The following is an 18,871-nucleotide window of genomic DNA, read 5'->3' as shown; positions in this document are numbered from 1 at the left end:
AGCGTTTAGTGGTTAAGTGTAGCAACTGGCAGCTGAGCAGCTGTAAATAAACAGATACAGTGTTGCCGGCTGCTAGATAGTGGTCTGCTCTGTTAGGGCTAACTGGGCATAGTGTTGCTGCAATTTGGTAATTCGTGGCAATGCCTGAGCGGTAGCATAAGGTTTAAATAACAATAGCACTTTTAGCACTCCCTGATACACGCTGGCCTGATTAATCGGTTTATCCGGTGCCTGCGTTTTCAGATAGCTGATCCAGAAGGTAACCAGCAGCTTAATGCTATGGGCAAAGTCGGCAATATCTTCATCTGCAATTTCAATTACTGCTTTAGTTTTCAGGGCTTTTAACACTGAGATAACCCGCTCCAGCACCCCTTGTTGCACCCTGGCATAATCTTGTTGCAATGCGCTGTCGCGCGCCAGAATATCAGGTAAATTGGCATAGAAAAAATGAAAGCGCCACATCAGTTCAAACACCACATCGAGGTACTCGGCCAGGGCATCCAGCGCTTCGGTTTGCGCCGAAGGCGGTTTTATCCGGGTATCCAGCAATTTGGCATACTCTTTAAAAATTTGCCGGACAATGTCTTCTTTATTACGAAAATGGTAATACAAATTACCCGGGCTGATCCCCAAATGGGCCGCAATATGGTTGGTGGTAACCTGACGCTCGCCCACATCGTTAAACAATGCGATACTGGCTTGCAGAATTTTATCTTTGGTTCTGAGCTTTTTTTCCATCTGAATAGCTAAGCTTCTTTATTGGTATAGTAGTTTGCTATAGTAACGCCAAACTGACTTAAAACTCTAGTCGCTTGCGCTTTTGTGGTGTCAGGTGGCGACAACATAAGCATCCTAATATGAAAGTAAAAGCCATCTACCCAGGTACCTTCGACCCCTTAACCAATGGCCACAGTGATCTCGTACTCCGTGCCGCCAGGCTGTTTGATTCAGTGGTGGTTGGCGTTGCCTCAAACCCCAGTAAGCAGCCCCTGTTTAGTCTGGATGAAAGGGTGCAGCTGGCTGAGCAGGCATTTGCCAATTGCTCTAACGTCAAGGTGATTGGCTTTTCCGGCTTATTGGCACAGTTTGCAAAAGAGCAGCATGCCCAGGTGTTACTGCGTGGGGTGCGGGCGGTGGCTGATTATGAATATGAGTTTCAGTTAGCCAGTATGAACCGGCAACTAAACCCGGAGCTGGACAGTTTATTTATGACCCCGTCAGAGAAGAATACTTTTATCTCATCGACGTTGGTAAAAGAAGTGTGCCGGCATGGCGGCGACATCAGTAGTTTTGTGCCCGTTCATGTAGAGCGGGCGTTAAAAGCGAAGTTCAGTAAAGCCTGAAACGGAGTTATCAACGCCAGCTGCGCAATTTATGGCCTTTTACCGCATAAAATAAAATAAGCGCGTAACAAGGCAGCATGACCAGATATGCCCCCTGTTGCCCAAGGCCCGTGCCACTCAACAAGCCCCAAAACAATGGTCCGAAAGCACCACCGGCAATACCCATAATTAACAAGGCCGACCCTATACTCGTCAGATGGCCAAGGCCTGATAACGCCAGGGGCCAAACTGCTGGCCAGACAATAGCGTTGGCCAGACCCAATAAAGCGATAAACATTAAGGTATCGGGTAAAGCAAAACCACCAAAAGGTACGAGCAGCGCATTAGCAATATAGTAAGTTTCAGTATTCCCAAACGCGACTGCCATGGTCAATATCAGGCCTAACACGGCTGAACTAGCCAGTGCCGTTTGCTGTGATAACAGCCGGGGTATCAGTAAAATACCCAGTACATACCCCAGCACCATACAGCCCATAGTATAGGACGTCATCACCGTATAGCGTTCAACGCCCAGCGATAACGCAAATAAGCCAATAGTGTCGCCAGCGATAACCTCAACCGCAACATATACAAAAAGCGCCATAACACCCAACATTAGTGAAGGTTTGGCTAACGCCGCCTTTAACATCGCAAAACCCGTGCCATGGGATGTTTCTTTGGTAAGTTCCGGTAATGGCGAGAACTTCACTGCCAATGCCAGTATGCCTAAAAATATTGCCAGTCCAAGATACGGCAGTACCAAACCGGAGGCCATAACATCGATCTGACTCTGGTTCAGCAACATATTGGGTGCACTGCTGGCGAAACTGCTGGCCATTAGGGTGGTGAAAACCACTGGCGCCGCTACCCCGGCCGTTTTATTTAAAATCCCCATAATGCTTATCCGCACTGCAGCAGTACTCTGGGGACCAATTTTCACAACGTAAGGATTTACCGCTGCTTGCAGTAACGTTTGCCCGGCACCAATCACAAGTTGCGCCAGCAAAAATAATGCAAAGGTTTGCGTCTGGGCTGCTGGAATGTAAAGCAAACCGGCCAGCATCATGATGGCCATGCCAAGTGCCATACCATTTTTATAACCTACCTTGCCGATAAGCCAGGCCGAAGGTAAAGCAGTAAAGGTCACGGCGATATAAAAGGAAAATAAAATTAACGACGCCTGCAATGGTGTCAAATCAAGCATCTGTTTCAGGTAGGGCATCAAAGACCCGTTTAACCAGGTTGCAAAGCCTAAAACAAAAAATAATATCGCCACTATGACCATTGGCATAACGCTACTGTGGCGTCTTGACTGCGCTGCTGTCATTTATATATTCCTTTACTGTTAATGCTATTGAGCTTGTCGTCGGCGCAGTCAGCTGTTATTCACTGGCAAAGCGCTACCAAACACCAGTTGCCCGGAAATCCAGCTTTGTTGTACCTGATAATGCCTATCCAGCAATACCATATCCGCCTGATGCCCTATAACTAAACGGCCACGGGCACCATCACATGCCAATGCCTGTGCCGGATACAACGACGCCATGCGTAATGCTTCGTCAGGCAACACTGCCAGGGCGTCAATCGCATAACGCACTGCGCTGGCCATATCGAGTACTGAACCGGCCAGCCGACCAGCGTCGTCGGTAAGTTTAGAGCCCTCGCGCCGCACCTTGCCGCTAAAAAAAGCAAACTCGGTGTCTGTAGTGCCCACTGGTGCCATGGCATCGGTAACCAGCAATAATTTTCCGGCCGGCTTGGCGGCCAGCGCCACTTTAGCGGCCAGCGGATGCATATGATGGCCATCAAAAATCACCCCACACCAGCTATTCCTATCGGCCAGGGCTACGCCCACCATGCCAGGTTCGCGGGAAGTTAGAGGTGACATGGCATTGTACAAATGGGTAAAACCAGTGGCACCGGCAGCCAAAGCTGCCTGCACCGTCGCTGCATCGGCATTAGAGTGCCCCAGACAGACAATCACTTTCAGCTCAACCAACTGTCGTATTTGGGCAGGACTGACATGTTCGGGCGCCACCGTTACCAGTTTAATACCGATATCATTACGGCCATATATTGCAAACTCTTCTGCGCTAAGTTCGCGGATAAACTTAGCAGGATGCACGCCTTTTTTCGGCTCGGCTAAATGTGGCCCTTCAAAGTGCACACCAATAATACCAGGCTCAGCCGTGGCAATTGCCTGAGCAATAGCATCAGCAGCCTGCTGCATTACGCTGATACTGTCAGTAATGATGGTTGGCAGAATGGCAGTGCTGCCAAAGCGACTATGAGCCTGCACTATGGTCCGTAAAGTAGCTACAGTTGGCGCGCTGTTAAATAACAAACCACCACCGCCATTTACCTGTAAATCAATAAAGCCCGGTACCAGGGTCGCGGTCAGCACAGGACCGGCAGCCGGTCTGATGTTAATAATCTTGCCCTGTTGCCAGTGCAGCTCGACATTGCTGTGCCAGTGCGTGCCATCAAACAGCGAGGAAACTGCCAGGCTACCGGTATTGCTGCTATGTTCAGTATTGAATTTCATCATGTTGTTCCGCTTGCAAAAACGGCACCAATACAGGTGCCGTTTTTTTAATTGCCGGGTGGCTATTAAGCTGGCTTTACCAGTTTTTGCACCAGCTTCTGCGTGTGTTGCAATGACATCAAATGTGCATAAATCGCCGTTAGGAAGCCTAACTTGCGTAGTTCAAGAAATACGTCATCACTAAGCTCATTCAGCTTTTTCTCATCAATCATGTGAATGCCGTTAATATTGCGCGGCTCACCTTCGACCGTGATGGTTAATACCTGCTCTTTAATCAGATCCAGGCTTTTTAACTTTTGGCTGAAACCGCGGGTCATCCGGCTAAAATCAACAAACTCACCCATTTGTTTCTTGCGGTCGGTCAGATAATCGGTTTCGCTGCCATCATCTTTAAATAATGGAAAACCTTCAGTTTCATTCACTCGCTCAGAGGATTCATCTACTGCTACGATTAACCGATCACTATCTTTTTCAGGCTGGACCAGCACCAGAGGGTAATTACGCGCTACACGTGGCATATAAAGTGCCTGCCATTTACCATCCTGAATCACCAGATTCTGATTTGAGGCCAGACCTAATAAAACCACTGGCTGAAAGCTGTCATTCTGTTCATCTTTAACAAATACCACCGGAAATTCAGCACCCGCCACCACAAACTCCTGGACAACGACAGGCAGCATGTGCTGATCAGCGATATGGCTTAATGCATTTACATTGCTGATTTTGGTTTTTGCATGTTGTTCTTTATTTAGCGCTACTACTTTATTCTGTTCCATAGATAACTCATTGTTATGGGATTTTTAAGATACCAATAGATTGCGATGTTTTTTTAATCTCAGCGGCCTGGCCTGCTGACACCGTCTTCCTTACTGGCGTACCGACGTTATCTTGCGTGAAGTTGGCCTGTGAATCAACTGCTGAATGTCGCTATTGCTGCTCAGCGGGTCATTGCCAACGTTGGAAAATAAAAAACCGCTGATATCAGCGGTTTTTTAATTTTGATTATCGCTAACCCGCACTAAACTCATAATAGGTCGGCGCGCCCGGGCCTACCGGAAAACCGGCAACAAACACCCACAAAATAAACAAAACGGTCCAGCCGATAAAAAACACCATCGAATACGGCAGCATGGTGGCAATTAATGTCCCCAGTCCCATATCTTTTTTGTAACGGGCCGCCACAGCCAGAATTAAACCGAAGTAACTCATCATAGGCGTAATCACATTGGTTACCGAATCGCCAATCCGGTAAGCTGCCTGGATCACTTCTGGCGAGTAACCAACGATCATCAACATGGGAACAAAGATGGGTGCGGTAATCGCCCATTGTGCCGATGCCGAGCCCAGCATCAGGTTGACAAAACCACACATGGCAATAAAAAATACAAACAACAGTGGCCCGGTTAGCCCCATCTCCTGCAGAGCAGTGGCCCCTTTTACCGCAAATATGGCCCCCATATTCGACCAGCCAAAAAAGGCCACAAACTGCGCGGCAAAAAACACCAGCACAATATACAAGCCCATCGAGCCAATGCTTTTTGACATCGCATTAATCACATCACGATCGGTATTCATGGTGCCAACAATTTTGCCGTATACAAAACCGGGTATAGCGAACGTAACAAAAATAAAGACCACAATCCCTTTCAAAAAAGGCGAATCCGGTACGCCACCCGTTTCAGGATTACGTAAAATACCCCATTCCGGCACTATGCTTAACGCTAATAAAACAGCTAGCAGTAAAAAAGCCAGGCCAGCACCTTTTAAACCTAATTTTTCCCGCGGAGTGAGTTTATCAAGCTGTTGCGCGCCCAAGTCAATCGACGCCTCGTTAGCATTGTATTTACCTAGTTTGGGTTCGACAATTTTTTCGGTGACAATGGCGCCTAACGTGGCAATAACAAAGGTACTGACAATCATAAAGTACCAATTTGCTTCCGGGCCAACAACATAGGACGGGTCAATCAGGTTGGCCGCTGACGTAGTAAAGCCAGCCAGCAACGGGTCTACCGTGCCAATAAACAAATTAGCACTGTAACCGCCGGAAACCCCGGCAAAAGCGGCGGCTAAACCGGCCAGCGGGTGGCGCCCCAGCGAGTGAAAGATTACCGCGGCCATCGGGATAAGTACTACGTAACCGAGCTCTGACGCTGTATTTGAAACAATACCGGCAAACACAACCGTAACCGTTACCATTCGTGGCGAGGCATTCATCACCAGGCCACGCATAGCGGCTGAGATAAGGCCAGAGTGCTCTGCAATGCTAACCCCCAGTAATGCCACCAAGACCACGCCAAGGGGCGGAAAACCGGTAAAATTCGTCACTAAATTGGCAATAATTCGTTGTAAGCCTTCAACACTGAACAAACTTACTACCCGGATAATGCCATCGGCTGAACGCCCTGCTGCGCCCTCAGGCCGCGGGTCTATAGCACTGAAATCAAAATAGGAGGCCACACCGCTGCCGACAACAACCAGTACAGCAAATAAGGCAAATAAGGTAACCGGATGGGGTAATAAATTCCCCAACCACTCTACCGTATCAAGAAAACGGGTAAACCAGCCACGCTTGGGTGCTGCCGGGGCAGGTGTTTTACCAGCGTTTGTCATAAATGAATTCCTCTTGGTCAAAGCACAGATAACATTGCTTATTATCTGGAAGTAGTTAATCGCTTTTTAGTTATTTTAAGGCTCCCAGCAGAAAAATAGCGCAAGAGCCTGATATATTCGGGCTTAATCAGGCCTGAGCGGCCCCTTAAGCTGACTTTTTATAGTATTTATCGGCCAAATCTATCACAGGAACGGCTGACCGCAAAGTCTGAACCTGTGATAGCAAAGGCTATACGGCCAATTCACAGCGGAAAACAATAAATAACGTGACTCATTTTTTGCTGTACCAACAATCTGCGGGGTAAGCCGGCAGTGTTCTGCTTTGGTTTCATCACACTCATCGCTTTCATAGCACTAAAGTACCGTTGTAAGTAGGGTAATGGCTGCCTAGCATAAGCTATTAATTAATTCAGGAGTAACCTTATGCGTGCAGTCATCACCGGTGGCACCGGCGGCATTGGATTTGCTATTGCCAGTCATTTTGGCAAAGCGGGTTATCAGGTAGTGTTAGCTGATTTAAACGAAACACTGTTGCAGCAAAAAACCGCTGAGCTGAATCAGCAGGGCATTAACGCAGACTACTGTGTACTCGATGTTACTGATCAACAGGCAATTGAACACTGTGCCAGCCGATTTCCGGCCGACGTTCTGATTAACAATGCCGGCATTCAGCATGTTGCAAGGCTGGAAGATTTTCCACCGGAAAAATGGGCACTGTTACTTAGTGTTATGTTAACCGGACCCGCCATGCTCACCCGGGCAATGTTACCCCATATGCGTAGTAATAATTTTGGCCGGGTCATTAATATTGGCTCCATTCACGCGGTGATAGCGTCACCGTTTAAGTCAGCTTATGTTGCTGCCAAACATGGCTTGTTGGGGTTTAGTAAAGTTGTTGCGCTGGAGAATGCCGACAAAAATGTGACGATTAATACCATTTGCCCGGCTTACGTTAAAACGCCGCTGGTCGAGCAACAAATTGCCGCCCAGGCGAAAGAACATAACCTGACCGAGCAACAGGTGATCGAGCAGATTATGCTGGCCCCGATGCCACAGAAAGCCTTTATCGACGTTAGCGAAATAGCCGAAATGGCCGCGTTTCTGTGTCAGGACGGTGCCCGCCACATGACCGCACAGACGCTAATCATCGATGGTGGCTGGACAGCCCGCTAGCACTGCGACGGGAACTGAGGCACAATCGGCTGATGAGTATTTAATGACGTCTCCTCAACAAATGATTGAAAATGGCAGCGGCATTGGCTTAGCCACCATTGCCGCCATTTCGCTGATCTACCTGCTGATTTTATTCAGTGTTGGCCGCTTTGGCAGACGCATTACAGCCCGGCATCCGCTGGCGCCATGGATATTCAGCTTTGCCCTGTCTATTTATTGTACCTCCTGGGCTTTTTATGGTGTCACAGCACAGGCCGCCGTCAATGGCTGGTGGATCCCCCCTACTTACATCGGCTCATTTATTCTGTTCTGGTTTGGGTTTAAACTCATTGCCCGCATTGCTATTGCCTGCCGGCGTTATCGTATCACCTCTGTAGCGGATTTTATTGCCACCCGCTTTGGCCATTCCCGCTCATTGGCAGTTCTGATCACTTTAATTCTGATAATGGCGGTTATTCCTTATATCGCCCTGCAGTTGCATGCCGTCTCAACCAGCATTAATACTCTGGTACAGGCAGAAGTGGGCCAGCACTGGTATACCGATACCGGCTTTTATGTCAGCCTGTGGATGGCGGTATTTGCGCTGCTGTTTGTCAGCAAAAGCGCCCGGGCGCACCAGCCCAACCCCGGGCTGATGACCGCTATTGCCTTTGAATCACTGATAAAGCTGCTGGCCCTGCTGGCCATTGGCTGTTTTGTGGTTTTTGGGATGTTTGACGGCTTTGCCAGTATCTTTAACAATGCGGCTGTCGACCCGGCGATCAGTAAGCTGCGCCAGCAGGCTTTGCCGATGCATGCTTACTGGTTGCATGCCTTGCTTGGCTTTTTTGCCACCTTATGCTTGCCGCGTCAGTTTCATGTCAGTTTTGTTGAAAACCAGAAGCTGAGCCACCTGCGCAGCGCCCGTTGGATTTTTCCGCTTTACTTGTTGCTGATGAGTATCTTTACGTTGCCGCTGGCACTGGCCGGCGTGATGTTGCTGGGCAGCGATGCCAATATTGACGTAGTAGTATTACAGTTGCCCTTGGCAGCAAATCGCACCGACATTGCCCTGCTTGCTTATCTGGGCGGGTTTTCTGCCGCCACCAGTATGGTAGTAGTCGCCACGGTCGTATTGGGAATTATGATCACCAACGAATTGCTGGCACCCTTTATTTATCGCAGCACTCAGCTGCAAAAGGAACAGCAGAACAGAGTTAAAGTTGCGACGCTGCGCCGCTCGGCCATGTTGACCGTAATGGCACTGGGCTTTATTTATTATCGGTTTATAGGTACCGAAACCGGGCTGGCCCAGCTTGGTTTAATGGCCTTTGCTCTGGTGGCGCAATTGGCACCAGCGCTTATTCTTGGCTTGCTGTCCCGCAAGGTCAACCGCCAGGGCGCGATTGCCGGTGTACTTAGCGGCGCTGTGGTGTGGGCCTACATTCTCTTATTTCCAGAAATCAGCAGAGCAGGCCTGATGAGCTCTACCTGGCTTAGCCAGGGACCTTTTAGCTTGTCATGGCTGGCACCACAACAATTATTTGGCTGGCAGGCAGACCCGCTGAGTTTAGGCGTGTTGCTCAGTTTGTCGGTGAATTGTCTGATGGTAATACTGGTCAGCCGGTTTAGTAGCACCCGGGTAAGTGAGTGGCTGGAAAGTGGCCGCTTTTTACGTACCCAGCTAAGTAGTGACAATCGCCGCAGTCTGAAATTGAGCATTCAGGATTGCTACCTACTGGTAAAACGTTTTGCCGGTGAAAAAGAAGCCCGACGTTTGTTACTGCGCCATTTAAAAGATCCCAACCCTGCGCAAAACCAGCTGGCTCCGCTTAACCTGGTTCAGGCTGCAGAGCGCAGCCTTGCTGCTGTCGTCGGCGGTGCATCAATGCGGCTGATTATGGATGCGGCGGGCAAACATGCGCAGCTACCGATGGAAACGGTAGAACGTTTTGTTGACGAAGCCAGTCAGGTGTTTCAGTTTAATCAGGCTCTGCTGCTGTCAACCATTGATAATATTAGCCAGGGCATCAGTGTCGTCGATGCTGACCTACGGATCATCGCCTGGAACCAGCGCTATATTGATATGTTCAACTACCCGACAGGCATGGTTGAAGTGGGCAAGCCAGTAGCAGAGGTCATTCGTTTTAACCTGCAGCGGGGCTTAATTGACAGCGAAAACATTGAAGCAGAGATAAGTAAACGACTGAGTTATTTACGTCAGGGAAGCAGCTATAAATTTCAGCGCGAGCAACAAGATGGCCGGGTATTTGAGATGCAGGGTGACCCGCTGCCAGGTGGTGGCTTTGTTACCACCTATACCGACATCAGCTCGTTTGTCGAGGTGCAAACACAACTGGAACAAAGTAATACCTTACTGGAACAACGGGTCAGTGAGCGCACTTTTGAATTGCAAACGCTAAATCAGCAGTTACAACTAACCCAGCAGCAACTGGAAGCCAGTACTGCGGCTAAAACCCGCTTCTTTGCTGCAGCCAGTCATGACCTGATGCAGCCTTTTAACGCTGCGGCCCTGTTCGCTGGCTTGCTTCGTCAGCAAAGTACCACCCCTGAACTACGCCAGCTCAGTGCCAACCTGACTAATTCACTTAATTCAGCAGAAGAGCTGCTGACCGCTATTCTGGATTTAACCAAGCTGGATTCGGGGGTAATTAAAGCCAACCTGCAACCGGTTGCGATAAGCCAGCTTCTGGAAGATATCGGTCGCGATGCGGCAGCGCTTGCTGCAGAAAAAGGGTTGCAGTTCAGCATTCATAGCAGCGCGTTATGGGTAACAACTGATCGTAAACTTGTGAAGCGGGTTTTGCAAAATCTATTGGCAAATGCCGTGCGGTACACCACAGAGGGAAAAATAATTCTGGGGGTAAAACGATCGGGCAAGCAGCTAAAAATCCACATTATTGATACCGGTGTCGGCATTGCAAAAACGGATCAGCAGCGCATATTTGAGGAGTTTCAACAAGGTAGCCAGCCAGATCAGAAAGGTCTGGGCTTGGGTCTGGCCATAGCGCATAGGATCAGTGCCATTTTAGGTCATACACTTAGTGTGCACTCCGTACCCGGCAAAGGCAGCTGCTTCAGTTTAACGTTGCCACGGGCAGCCACGCCACTCAGCTCGGCCCACTTACCGCCTGCAATCAGTGAAATTAGTGCCAGTTTTGCAGGTAAAAAAATCTTGTTGTTAGATAATGAAGCTCATTTACTCAGTGCGGTTAGTGCGCTGCTGCGCAGCTGGCAATGCCAGGTTACCGCGGTCAGCCAGCCTGGCGAAGCCTTAGCCGCTATTCGGCAGGGCCTAAAACCTGATTTATGTCTGTTTGATTATCATCTGGATAACGCCGCCACGGGTGTCGCTGTTGCTGAACAACTTGCCAGTCATTTTGCCCTGAATGCGCCAGTCATTATTCACTCAGCGGATCATGATCAGCACATACGGGAACAGGCATTAAATGGTGGTTTTTATTTTTTACTGAAACCGCTGAAGCCTGCAGCATTAAAACGCTTATTTCAGCGCTTACTAAGAAATTAACGACTAAATGCAAGCTAACCGGTATAGCTTTCAGGCAGGCGCAACTTTTCAAACATAATGCCCGCCAGAGTGCGATTATTAACGTTTAACTTGCGCAAAATTGCCGAGACATGCTGCTTAATAGTGGTTTCCTGCACATTCATCTCATAAGCAATTTGTTTATTCAGTAAGCCGTCAGCAATCATTTTTAACACTCTGAATTGCTGCGGAGTTAGCTGTTCCAGACGCTCGGCAAAATCATTGTCGATTAATGGCTTAGCATTTTTAACATCGTCCGCAAGGCCCGGCGGCAGCCAGCTGTCGCCGTTTAATACGGCGCTAACCGCATCCGACAGCAACTCCAGTGGTACCGACTTCGGAATATAAGCGGCAGCACCTAATGCCAGCGCTTGTTTAATAATGACCGGGTCTTCTTCAGCCGACACCATAATTACCGGCACGTCAGGATATTCAGTACGCAACGCACTTAGGCCGGTAAAACCGTCAGAGCCGGGCATTTTCAAATCGAGGAAGATAAAATGAGTATCGGGGTGCTGGCGCAACAACGGCCAGACTTGCTCCATGGTTTGGGCCTGTAATAACAGGGCATCGCTGCCTAAAATAGCCGAGGAGGCCTGGGCTAAGGCAACCCGGAATAAAGGATGATCATCGGCGATGATGGCTATCATAACATTTACTTCTGAGCACATGGGCTCACTATAATGAACCGGGGCTTGCGCCCCGGCAAGGTTTTTTAACTTACCAGAAACGATAAGCCACAGTTAAACTGACTTCACGCGGTGCACCGTAATAGCCGATTAAGGTATTGTCACCACCTAAACCCGGAATAAACTGACCAGGGTTAGCCGGATCTGGCGCGATAAACGCATAGTTACCAATTAAATATTGCTCATCGGTCAGGTTTTTACCATGCAATCCTACGCGCCACTGGCCGCTCTTACTCAACCAGGTCACACCCAGGTTCAACAAGCCATAGGCATCCTGCGACAACAAGTTGTCCAGCTCAACCAGGTCATAGTCACTGCGATACGCATAGTTACCGGTTAGAATAACATCACCGAAATCGGTCATCATATCGTAATTGAAACCGACGTTAGCGGTGGTTTCCGGGGTATTGGTAATAGTGAAGCGGTCAGAAATATCAACAGCGCCTTCTACTGGATCAAAAGTAAGTGCTTGTTCAAACTTCGCATCAATTAAACCAATATTGGCATAAATGTTCAGATTGCGGCTGGCTAGCCAGGTCACTTCCAGTTCTGCACCCGTCGCTTCTGATTTACCAACGTTACCCAAACGCTGATTTAACGCAGATGCATCATCCGGATCGGGAATAACTGAAATATACTGGCGGTCTTCGTGATCAAGCATAAACAAAGTGGCATTTACGCGCAGACTATCATTCCAGTCACTCTTCATACCAATTTCGTATGAGTTTACGGTTTCTGGATCAGCTGCAGGTTCGGCAACGGTTGCTCTTGGGTTAAAGGTGCCTGATTTAAAGCCCTGGCTGAAGCTGGCAAATAACATCATGTCCCGGCTGTGTTGGTATTCGATACCAATTTTCGGGGTCAGCTTGTTCCAGCTTTCTTTATCATCCAGCACAACTGGCGTGGTTAAACCATCAGGCCGAACGTAACCTGGTATCCAACCGGTTTCCGGATACACAGTGTCAAAAATCAGACCGTTGCGTACCGTCGCTTCCTTTTCATCTTTGGTATAGCGTAAACCCGCGGTGATTGACCACTTATCGGTTAAATCGTAGCTACCCTGAGCATAGGCGGCAGAACTGTCAGTGTTACTGCACCCCCCTACTTCCCGGGTTAAGCCTGGTGTACCGAAGGCACCTTGGCCGAGCACCTCCAGAATAGCATCGAACACGCCACAGGAGTCAGCAGTATAGTAATACAGGCCTGATACCATTTTAAAACCATCAGTCTGATAATTTAATTGCAGTTCCTGAGTAAAGTTTTCATCGTCATAAATGGCCGGTACGTCAAATATCCGCAACGAAGTGTTGTCAAAATCGATATTGGTTGGCGAATAACTTGTCCGCTGCGACGTAATAGACTTTAAGGTGAAATTATCGTTGATATCCCACGACGCAGTTAAGCTGATACCATCTGTTTCTACCTTGTTCTCAGTAGGCATACTGGTGTAAGAGTCGTAGACACTATCAGGTACCGGAGCATCAGTTAACAGACTGGGCAATAATCTGAAACCACCTTTGGCATTAGAGTCATCTTCCGTTTTGTCGTAATTCAACCTGAAAAACAAGTTGTCCACTGGGCGGTACTCTAAAGTCAGACGCAGTGCCTGTAAGTCCTTGTTGTAGTTTTCTCTGTCTTGATTTGGCAAATCTGAGATCAGAAATTCACCATAGCCATCGCGCTGCAAATTAGCATAGCCGACACCTAAATAAAGAGTATTGGCAATTAATGGGATCTGGCCGGTAACTTTGACATCACGCTGGTTGTAACTCCCCACAGTGCCACTTACTGAAAAATCCATGTCACCGGTCATTTCCCGGGTAACATATTTCAGTGCACCACCAATGGTATTTTTACCATATAAGGTACCTTGCGGGCCGCGCAGTACTTCAATCCGTTCAACGTTTAATATGTCCAGCACCGCACCCTGTGGCCGTGCTACATAAACGTCATCGATATATATACCAACGCCTGGTTCATAACCCCAAAGTGGATCTTCCTGGCCGACGCCACGAATAAACGCAGTCAAAGTTGAGTTAGTACCACGGCTGGCTTGTAACGTGGTATTGGGTGAAAACTGCTGAACTTCGACTATCGAGGCTAAACCACGCTGCGCAATATCGTCAGCGCCGATAGAGGTCACCGCTACCGGGACCTCCTGCAGACTTTCAACCGTGCGCCGTGCTGTTACTTCAATTCTTTCCAGTTTTAATTCTTTTTCGTCTGCGTCAACAGCTTGTTGCTGCGCGAAAACAGGTGCTGCCAGGCAGCTACTGATAGCAAGCGCGATTAGGCTGGGTTTCAGGGCCGGGCGGGTAAACTTGTGCTGTGCATTCTTATAGTTATTGGCCATCGTTGGCTCTCCTGCTGATTGATTGCAAAATGTGGTACTAACCAGTGTCCTTACTGTAGGCTTAAACGCAGAATTTTTAACCTGTACCTTAGTACTATGGTGGCCATCGCCAAGCTGTATCAGACTAGCTGAAAATGATAACAAGGATTTGCCGATGTTAAGTATCTTTGGCTTACTACTGGGTTTAGGGCTACTGATCGTATTTACCATGCGTGGCTTTAATTTATTTATTACCGCACCATTATGTGCGCTACTGGTCGCTGCCAGCAATGGTATTCCATTTTGGCAAGTAGCTGATAAGGTTGATTTTGTTCACGGCTATATGAATGGCTTTGCAGCTTTTGTTGCTGCCTGGTTTCTAATGTTTTTACTGGGCTCGTTGTTCGGCAAACTAATGGAGCATACCGGCGCAGCCGATGCTGTGGCGCTGGCGATTGTAAAACGACTGGGCCACACCCGCGCGGTACTGGCCATAGTGCTGGCCTGTGCCGTGCTAACCTATGGTGGCGTCAGTTTGTTTGTGGTGGCGTTTTCGGCTTACCCGATGGCGGTCAGCTTATTTAAAGGCGCTAATTTACCACGGCGCTTTATTCCTGCGGCCTTAGCGTTGGGCTCAGTTACCTTTACCATGACCTCTGCCGGTTCGCCGGAAATTCAAAATTGGATTCCGATAGCCTATCTGGGAACAACACCCTATGCCGGCTGGCAAGTCAGTATCGTGGTGGCTTTATTTATGGCGGTAGGCGGCTATTTCAGTCTGATGTGGATGATTAAAAAGGCCGTCAAAAATGGTGAACACTTTATCCAGCGCGCCAGCGATCCTACCTTAACTGACAAACCCTTACCTCACTGGTTAACTGGTCTTATTCCATTACTGGTAGTATTAGTCACCTCCTTTTTACTGCACGATGCGTTGCAACAAGCGGCATTGATTATTGCGCTGGCTGGGGGCGTAGTCAGTCTATATTTACTCAACTTCCGCTTTCTGGCTAACCCAGCCGCCGCCACCAACGAGGGTGTGCTGGGTGCCCTGCTGGCAATTGGCAACACTGCCGCCGTGGTCGGCTTTGGCAGTGTTGCTAAATTAACGCCCGCCTTTAGCAGCGTTGTTGATTATATGACTCACCTACCTGGCCCCGAATTAGTGGGCGCAGCCGTTGCCGTCAGTGCTATTGCCGGTTTAACGGGGTCCGCCTCCGGCGGCCAGGCTATTGCGTTGCCAGAAATTGCACCAACTTATTTAGACCGCGGAGTAGATGCAGAGCAGCTACACCGGGTAGTCGCCATTTCATCCGGTGCGCTCGACTCATTGCCGCATAACGGCTATGTGGTTACCACTATTCGTGCTATCTGTGGTGAAACCCATCAAAACGCCTACTGGCCAATGGCAGTAGTCAGCGTATTAATGCCGTTACTAGGCGTAGTGCTGGCAATTACCTTGTTTCAGTGGTTTTAAGGATGATTAAATGAAATTATTAAATACGTTATTACTACTGACTTTTCTACTGGCTGGTTATAACAGCCAGGCCATGCTGGTTGAAAAACAACTATTTGAAATCAAGAGCTTTAAAACCGAAAATGGCGCACTGATAAATCCGGTGAAAGTGGGCTGGGAAGCGTATGGCACGCTTAATACTGATAAATCAAATGTCATTTTGATTACCCATTTTTTTTCAGGTAGCTCGCATGCTGCTGGCAAATATTCTGAGGCTGACGCCGCTCCCGGCTACTGGGACGCCATTATCGGCCCCGGCAAAGCGATTGATACCAACAAATATTATGTGATTAGCGTGGATACGCTGGTTAATGCCAATGTGTTCGACCCAAATGTGATTACTACCGGGCCGGCTACCATTAACCCTGCCACCGGTAAGCCTTATGGGTTAAGTTTTCCGGTTGTTACTATAGGTGATTTTGTTGAGGTGCAAAAAGCCCTGCTTGATAGCCTGGGCGTTGATAAATTGCATGCGGTAGTGGGGGGGTCAATGGGCTCGTTTCAGGCTATTGAGTGGGCTACCCGTTACCCGGAGCGCGTAGAGCGCTTAATACCGGTTATCGGCACCGCTTATATTGACGCCTGGGCTGCTGTTAGATTAGAACGCTGGGCTTACCCCATTAAGCAAGACCCGGCATGGCGTGGTGGTGATTATTATCAGCATGGTCAGCCAGAACAAGGCTTAACCACCACCCTCGCCTATATTATTCAGGATGCGGTTTATCCTATTGGTTTTAATATGCGCTACCCAGCGCCTTATACCGATCAAGCTCCGCACCAGGATATTCTTGCCAGCTTCTCGGCCTGGGATCAGTTGATGGCTCACGCTAAAGTTCGTGCGAAAATGCAGGATGCGAATCATATTTTGTATCTTATCCGGGCGTCACAATTATACCGCGCCGGAATGGGCGACAACTGGCAACAGGCGCTAAGTCGGGTACAAGCTAACACCTTGTTTTTGCCCGCCAGTGGCGACCAGTTACTGCTACCCCATATGGCTAAAACCAGCGTCGAAGCGATGAAAGCGGCCGGTAAAACCGTGGAGTACGCAGAAATACCCGGCATATGGGGTCATTTAGATGGCGTCGTCGGCATTAGTGCAGTCGCTGATACTATCCGTAAGTTTCTCGAAACTGAGTAACATTTAACATCTTTACCGTTCCTGGATGGGATGCCGCTTAGATAGGGTGTCCCTTTTTATTTACTGGTATTATTTACTGACATAGATTTGATATTTTATTGATTTGTTCAGTGACCGCCGCCTTTCACTGTAAAAATATGTGACACTCTTGATAGCGAAATAGTTATTTTGAGGATGCTGCATAATGCTGAAGTTTTTTAAGCTGTTACTGCTTTTAGCAGTCACCAGCTTTGCTACCAATGCCGAGATCATTCGTTTAGCCAGCAGCAATTATGCTCCGCACTATGGGCAGCAGCTTATAGATCAGGGCGCAACTATCGAAATTATCCGCCAGGCGTTTGCTTTGCAAGGCATGCAACTGGAAGTCGAGTTTTTACCTTTTGCCAGAGCGTTGTATGAAAGTCAGCAGGGGCATTACACCGGTTTAATCGCAGCCTGGTACAGTGAACAACGCACTTCCCATTTCTTTTACTCACAGCCACTTTACGCCAATAGGATTGTGTTTTTTAAACGCAAAGCTGACACCATCCGCTATCGGAATTATCAGGAACTCAGTCGCCAGCACCGCAGGTTAGCAATAGTTCAGGGCTATGAGCAACCGGCTGGCTTGCTTGAAAGTGGCATTACAACCATTAGTGTCGCAACCGATGAGCAGGCTCTGGCTATGTTGGCGTTGCGACGGGTCGATTTAGTTCCGGTCGATTTGATGACAGCGCTGCACATACTGGAGCATAAATTACCGCACTATCAACAACAGCTCGACTGGTTAACACCAGAGCTGGAGCTTCGGCCGATGTATCTGGTCTTATCAAAGAAAGATCCCGCCAACTTGCAACGGATAGCGCGCTTTAATCTCGGATTACAGCAACTAAGGGCATCCGGCCAATACCAGGAAATTATTGAGACGCTGCTGCCATAAAATATTAATTGATAACCAGCCAGACTAAACTTTATCAGACTAGATACGTGGGAATAAAACAAGATGATCGAGGTCGAGCCGGATCCCGATGTGCTCACCGTTGGCGTGATTATGATGGCTTAGCGCTAAACAATATACCTGTTCACCGCCACTCAGTGCCAGGGTGTACAGAATGTGTGAGCCGCGAAAAGACTTTTCCAGCACCTTTGCAGTAATACCGCTGGCGTCATCATGCACTATGTCATCCGGGCGGATCAACACATCCACCTTATCACCACTATTGGCATTTTGCAGATAACGCTGGTTAAAAATACCCAGACAGGTTTGGACCCGCCTGGCATCGAGCATTTCACCAGGCAGCATCACTCCCCGGCCAACAAAGTCGGCGACAAAGCGGCTGGCGGGTTTGTGATAAAGCTCGTAAGGTGTCGCCCATTGCTGTAACTTGCCATGTTGCATTACCCCCACCATATCGGCCATGGTAAAAGCTTCAAACTGATCATGAGTAACCATTACTGCGGTAATTTTTAATTGTTGCAAAATCTGCCTTATATCCCGGGCCAGGGCTTCACGTAATTCTGCATCCAGACTGGAAAAGGGTTCATCCAGCAGCAACACCTTCGGCTCTGGCGCCAACGCTCTGGCAAGAGCGACTCGCTGCTGCTGTCCTCCGGATAACTGATGTGGATAACGGTTGGCCAAATCGGGTAAGCCTACCAGCTGGAGCAGCTTCTTCACTTTATCTTGCTTAAACTTACTGCTTTGCCCCTGTAAGCCAAAGCTAATATTATCAGCAACTGATAAGTGCGGAAACAAGGCAAAGTCCTGAAATACCATGCCAACACGACGCTGCTCAGTGGCTAACTGCGTCTGCTGATCACTAACCAGACGCTGTTGCAGGCTGATACTGCCACTGGCTGCCGGTTCGAAGCCGGCGATGGCCCGCAGCAAGGTGGTTTTACCACAGCCCGACGGTCCGACTAAACAACCAATCTGGCCCTCGGCCAGCGACAGGCTAACATCTTTTACCACCACATGCGGGCCATAGGCCACCGCCAGCTTATCCAGAACTAACAT

General features: G+C 48.7%; 14 protein-coding genes. 6 read left to right on the top strand and 8 right to left on the bottom strand.

What is annotated here, in order from left to right; all coding sequences use genetic code 11:
* Positions 1-72: 72 nt before the first annotated feature.
* Entirely contained in the window at positions 73-738 is a 666-nt protein-coding gene (locus tag B2Q61_RS06890) for a TetR/AcrR family transcriptional regulator (protein WP_290619350.1), read from the bottom strand.
* Between the two features lie 119 nt (positions 739-857).
* Here B2Q61_RS06890 and coaD point away from each other — a divergent pair, with 119 nt between their 5' ends.
* Positions 858-1,343, top strand: a complete 486-nt coding sequence (coaD, locus tag B2Q61_RS06885) for a pantetheine-phosphate adenylyltransferase (RefSeq protein ID WP_290619352.1) — start codon at positions 858-860, stop codon at positions 1,341-1,343.
* Between the two features lie 10 nt (positions 1,344-1,353).
* Here coaD and nagP read toward each other — a convergent pair whose 3' ends face one another.
* The 4 genes from nagP to B2Q61_RS06865 all read right to left on the bottom strand — a co-directional run bounded on the left by nagP (position 1,354) and on the right by B2Q61_RS06865 (position 6,477).
* The gene (gene nagP / locus B2Q61_RS06880; RefSeq protein WP_290619354.1) at positions 1,354-2,649 is read right to left on the bottom strand and encodes an N-acetylglucosamine MFS transporter NagP; all 1,296 of its coding nucleotides are present in this window, start codon (positions 2,647-2,649) and stop codon (positions 1,354-1,356) included.
* A gap of 48 nt (positions 2,650-2,697) precedes the next feature.
* A complete protein-coding gene (gene nagA / locus B2Q61_RS06875) occupies positions 2,698-3,870 on the bottom strand; it encodes an N-acetylglucosamine-6-phosphate deacetylase (protein ID WP_290619356.1) in 1,173 nt (390 codons plus the stop codon).
* 62 nt (positions 3,871-3,932) lie between these two features.
* Entirely contained in the window at positions 3,933-4,643 is a 711-nt protein-coding gene (locus B2Q61_RS06870) for a SapC family protein (RefSeq protein ID WP_290619358.1), read from the bottom strand.
* 232 nt (positions 4,644-4,875) lie between these two features.
* Positions 4,876-6,477 carry an AbgT family transporter gene (locus B2Q61_RS06865; RefSeq protein ID WP_290619360.1) on the bottom strand — a complete coding sequence of 534 codons (1,602 nt, stop codon included), beginning with the start codon at positions 6,475-6,477 and terminating at the stop codon, positions 4,876-4,878.
* 423 nt (positions 6,478-6,900) lie between these two features.
* On the opposite strand from B2Q61_RS06865, the gene B2Q61_RS06860 reads away from it, so the two are divergent.
* Positions 6,901-7,650: a 3-hydroxybutyrate dehydrogenase gene (locus B2Q61_RS06860; protein ID WP_290619362.1), complete on the top strand. Its 750-nt coding sequence runs from the start codon at positions 6,901-6,903 to the stop codon at positions 7,648-7,650.
* Positions 7,651-7,693: 43 nt separating this feature from the next.
* Positions 7,694-11,179, top strand: coding sequence for a PAS domain-containing hybrid sensor histidine kinase/response regulator (locus B2Q61_RS06855; protein WP_290619364.1), 3,486 nt, complete (start codon positions 7,694-7,696; stop codon positions 11,177-11,179).
* Positions 11,180-11,193: 14 nt separating this feature from the next.
* Here the strand turns inward: B2Q61_RS06855 and B2Q61_RS06850 are convergent, their stop codons facing one another.
* Together B2Q61_RS06850 and B2Q61_RS06845 are read right to left on the bottom strand one after the other, a co-directional pair.
* Positions 11,194-11,847, bottom strand: coding sequence for a response regulator transcription factor (locus tag B2Q61_RS06850; protein ID WP_290619366.1), 654 nt, complete (start codon positions 11,845-11,847; stop codon positions 11,194-11,196).
* Between the two features lie 70 nt (positions 11,848-11,917).
* Positions 11,918-14,239 carry a TonB-dependent receptor gene (locus B2Q61_RS06845; RefSeq protein WP_290619368.1) on the bottom strand — a complete coding sequence of 774 codons (2,322 nt, stop codon included), beginning with the start codon at positions 14,237-14,239 and terminating at the stop codon, positions 11,918-11,920.
* A gap of 154 nt (positions 14,240-14,393) precedes the next feature.
* On the opposite strand from B2Q61_RS06845, the gene B2Q61_RS06840 reads away from it, so the two are divergent.
* From B2Q61_RS06840 to B2Q61_RS06830, 3 genes are all read left to right on the top strand, one after another.
* Complete coding sequence (locus tag B2Q61_RS06840) at positions 14,394-15,695, top strand: GntP family permease (RefSeq protein WP_290619370.1); 1,302 nt, start codon at positions 14,394-14,396, stop codon at positions 15,693-15,695.
* Positions 15,696-15,705: 10 nt separating this feature from the next.
* On the top strand, positions 15,706-16,875 hold the full coding sequence (locus B2Q61_RS06835) for an E22 family MetX-like putative esterase (RefSeq protein WP_290619372.1): 1,170 nt from the start codon (positions 15,706-15,708) through the stop codon (positions 16,873-16,875).
* Between the two features lie 184 nt (positions 16,876-17,059).
* On the top strand, positions 17,060-17,794 hold the full coding sequence (locus tag B2Q61_RS06830) for a substrate-binding periplasmic protein (protein ID WP_290619374.1): 735 nt from the start codon (positions 17,060-17,062) through the stop codon (positions 17,792-17,794).
* 39 nt (positions 17,795-17,833) lie between these two features.
* Here B2Q61_RS06830 and B2Q61_RS06825 read toward each other — a convergent pair whose 3' ends face one another.
* Positions 17,834-18,871 carry an ABC transporter ATP-binding protein gene (locus B2Q61_RS06825; RefSeq protein ID WP_290619376.1) on the bottom strand — a complete coding sequence of 346 codons (1,038 nt, stop codon included), beginning with the start codon at positions 18,869-18,871 and terminating at the stop codon, positions 17,834-17,836.

The sequence above is a fragment of the Arsukibacterium sp. UBA5043 genome, assembly GCA_002415085.1.
Taxonomy (GTDB): Bacteria; Pseudomonadota; Gammaproteobacteria; order Enterobacterales; family Alteromonadaceae; genus Alishewanella.
The sequence above is the reverse complement of the archived record's forward strand: the minus strand, read 5'-3'. Positions and strand labels throughout refer to the sequence as shown.